At 50.8% G+C, this 3728-nt stretch carries 2 protein-coding genes; both read right to left on the bottom strand.

Annotated elements, in window-relative coordinates:
- Positions 1 to 208: 208 nt before the first annotated feature.
- Positions 209 to 2545 carry an aerobic respiration two-component sensor histidine kinase ArcB gene (gene arcB, locus E0D98_RS22155; RefSeq protein WP_000809774.1) on the bottom strand — a complete coding sequence of 779 codons (2337 nt, stop codon included), beginning with the start codon at positions 2543 to 2545 and terminating at the stop codon, positions 209 to 211.
- A 95-nt stretch (positions 2546 to 2640) separates the two neighbouring features.
- Complete coding sequence (locus E0D98_RS22150) at positions 2641 to 3570, bottom strand: TIGR01212 family radical SAM protein (RefSeq protein WP_001176896.1); 930 nt, start codon at positions 3568 to 3570, stop codon at positions 2641 to 2643.
- Between the last annotated feature and the right edge of the window lie 158 nt (positions 3571 to 3728).

Here is a 3728-nt window from a genome sequence, read left to right as displayed (position 1 = left end):
GACTGAAACACATTAATTTTTTTAATAAAAATGGTACGCATCACACATTTAACTGATTCATGTAACAAATCATTTAAGTTTTGCTATCTTAACTGCGTGCGGCCTGAAAAACAGTGCTGTGCCCTTGTAACTCATCATAATAATTTACGGCGCAGCCAAGATTTCCCTGGTGTTGGCGCAGTATTCGCGCACCCCGGTCTAGCCGGGGTCATTTTTTAGTGGCTTTTGCCACCCACGCTTTCAGCACTTCTACGTCGTGACGCCACTCTTCTTTCATCTCTTCAATCCATTCACCGACGTTATCTTCCCAGGCAGGAAGGTCCGGAGACTGAATTTGCTGACCCAGCTGTTGCAGATGGCGTAACCCCACTGACCCCGCCGCACCTTTAATTTTATGTCCTTCCTCTACAATGCCTTTTTTATCCTGCGCCGTCAGATTCGACTCCAGCACGCTGACATAGCCCGGCATCATCTTCTCAAACACCGCTAACCCGTCGGTGATCAGCTTCGGTCCTACAAGTTCGAGATACTGTTCCAGCATGGGAATATCGAGCAATGCTTCTGATTTACTGTTCTCTTCTGTCGTCACCGTACTCTCCTCATCATCCTGGGTATCCCAGAATTTCTTGATCATCGCGGTTAGCGCCGGAACCGAAAGCGGCTTACTCAGCACATCATCCATTCCAGCATTGAGGTACTCTTGTTTGTCTTTCAGCACGTTAGCGGTTAAGGCCACCAGCGGCGGTAAATCCTCGCGCGGATAACGCTTCGTCAGTTCACGAGAGATATCCAGCCCGGTCATATCTGGCAACTGAATATCCAGCAACACCAGGTCGTATTCGCCCGGTTTAAACATCTCCAGCGCCGCCTTGCCGGTCATGGCGACATCAACGCTGTTACCTAATTTTTCCAGCACAGAACGCGCAACAATCACGTTCAGTTCAATGTCTTCCACCAGCAGCACATTCAGCGCCGGTAAAGGCATATCGTCTTCATCAAACGCATCATCGACCTCTTCTGCTACCGACGGTGCGTGGATCGTCAACGTAAAGGTTGAACCTTTGCCCTGTTCGCTGGTAACCGTAATATCGCCGCCCATATTTTTCGCCAGACGACGAGAAACGGCCAGACCAATACCGGTGCCGGTGGCAGGTTTACCGCCATGACTGTCTTTCACCTGGTAATACATGGCGAAAATTTTATCCAGCTCATCCTGCGGAATGCCGATACCAGAGTCTTCCACTTCAAAATGCAGCATATCGCCTTCATCGTAGCGCACGCGCACGGTAACCTGGCCTTGCTGGGTGAATTTGACGGCGTTACTGATGAGGTTCCACAGGATCTGCCGTAAACGCGTCCCGTCGGTAATGACCTGATGCGGTAATGGCAGCGTCGGCTCCAGGTTAAAGCGCAATCCTTTTTGTTGCGCCTGCAATGCGGAGAGATTTTCCAGATCGGCAAGGAAGCTGGTGAAATCAACCGGTTGATTATCAAGCTGGACCTTGCGCCGTTCCATCTTATCCATGTCGATAATATCGTTAAAGATATTCCCCAGCGTGACGGCCGAAACATGGATGGTCTTGAGATATTTTTCCTGCTCGGCGGTGAGTTCGGTATCCAGCAGAATACGGCTCAGGCCGACGATACCGTTCAGCGGTGTACGCAATTCGTGACTGATGGTGGAGATAAACGTCGTTTTGTCGCGGCTGGCCCGTTCAAGCGCATCCTGATACCGCTTACGCTCGGTAATGTCGCGACCAAAGCCCATCAAACCGTGACGTTTACCCACGCGGTCGTAGTACGGCACTTTACGGATTTCAAAGCAGGCTTTGCGCCCGTCCGGGTAATCCAGCCACTGTTCATAGGTCAGTGACACATTATGACGGAACACTTTTTCATCGGTTTCAATGACTTTTGCGGCGGCTTCCGGTGAGTAAACATCAGCAGGTTTCAGGTGAACCAGTTGTTTTTCGCTTTTTCCGGTCAGCAGCTCCATCGCGCGGTTACAGCCGGAAAACTCTTTATCTTCGTTACGATAAAAAACCAGGTCGGGTGAAGCATCAAGGAAGGAACGTAAGAATGAGGATTGCTGCTCGAGCTGAATTTGTGTCTCTTCGCGCTCTTTGATTTCAATTTTCAGTTGGCCGAAGGTTTCCTGCAGTTCTGCTTCCGCTTTTTCACGAACGGCGATTTCCTGATTTAGCTGGGCAATATTATCTTTTAACTGAACGTTGAGGCTCAAATCGCGCTCGCGCATCTCCTCCAGTTTTTGCACCAGCCGTGACAGACGTTGTCGTGACTCCTCCAGTTGCTCGACGACCACCGATAGAAAGTAGACCGCCCACGGCGTAATCAGCAAACCAAAGAAGATAGAACGAATAACATCAATGCTTTCGACCTGACCATGCAGCACCATGGTTACCGCCATTTGTACCACAATGGCAAGAACGACGAGGGCCAGCGCCAGCAACATTGAGAAGCGCACCAGACCTAACTTCATCATCAGGTCAACATAATACTGCGCCAGCAGACGAATTTGCTTCATTAGGGAATTCCTTCACGACAACCTGCCCCAATAATACCCAATTCTGACAGTTACGTTATAAATTGTGTGAGAAATGCGGAATTCCCCTCAACGACCTACTCCGTTGGAGGTATCCACGGACGTTCCAGCGCCGATCCCTGTACGCCATGTTCATTCAGATAGCGATCCAGCTCGACCATTCCCGTCCATCGATTTTCGCACCACAGAGGAGCAAGCAGCGTCGGGCGACGGGCGCTGGCGGAAATGCGGTGGTAGATCACTTCCGGTGGCGTATGGCGAATCATTTCTCCGGCAGTGAGCGTGTAATCCTCCAGTTCAATACCGTTCAAACGCCCCGCTTCCCAGGCTTTCGCCATAATGCTGCCTTTCACAATATGCAGCGGATGCAGCTTTATGCCGTCCACGCCGGTTTCAACCACTCGCTCCAGCGTTTGCAAACATTCAGCCTGCCCTTCGCCAGGCAGGCCGACAATTAAGTGGGAACACACCTTCAGCCCGCGCTGACGTGCCAGCTGGGTTGTACGCTGATAACAGGCAAAATCATGGCCGCGGTTGATGCGATGCAGTGTTTTGTCGTGGGCGGTTTGTAGCCCCAGCTCCAGCCACACTTCGTAACCCTGGTCCTTATATTCGCAAAGCAGATCCAGCACCGCATCCGGCACGCAGTCCGGGCGGGTACCAACACACAAACCGACAATATTGGCCTGGCTCACCGCCTGCTGATACATAGAACGTAGCACCTGAACTTCCGCAAAGGTGCTGGTATACGCCTGAAAGTAGGCCAGATAGCGTTTAGCGCGGTTAACTAAATTCGCCTGGTGCGCCAGTTGCTCGGCAATGGAACGATGCTGCTGCGCTTCATCGGCAAACGAGGCAACATTACAGAATGTGCAGCCACCACGCCCGATGGTACCGTCACGGTTAGGGCAGCTAAAACCGCCGTGCAGCGTCAGCTTATGCACCTTTTGCCCATAACGACGGGTGAGATCACCACCAAACATATTGACTAATTTCTGTAACTGCATAATCTGATAGACCGCGCCTTGAAAAGAGGCCAAAGCCTGCCATTTTTAGCCCAATTCGGCGATGACCTGGATCAATCGCCCCGTCCTGCTTTTATCAATTGCATAATTAATCAAAATTATCGAAATTTAATGCAAAATCACTTTTGCTTATCTTGTGC

Origin of the sequence: Escherichia sp. KCJ4928 (genome assembly GCF_004352695.1) — a bacterium.
In the GTDB taxonomy this organism is placed as follows: Bacteria; Pseudomonadota; Gammaproteobacteria; order Enterobacterales; family Enterobacteriaceae; genus ECMA0423.
Note: the sequence above shows the minus strand (reverse complement) of the source record. Positions and strands in the feature narration are given on the sequence as shown.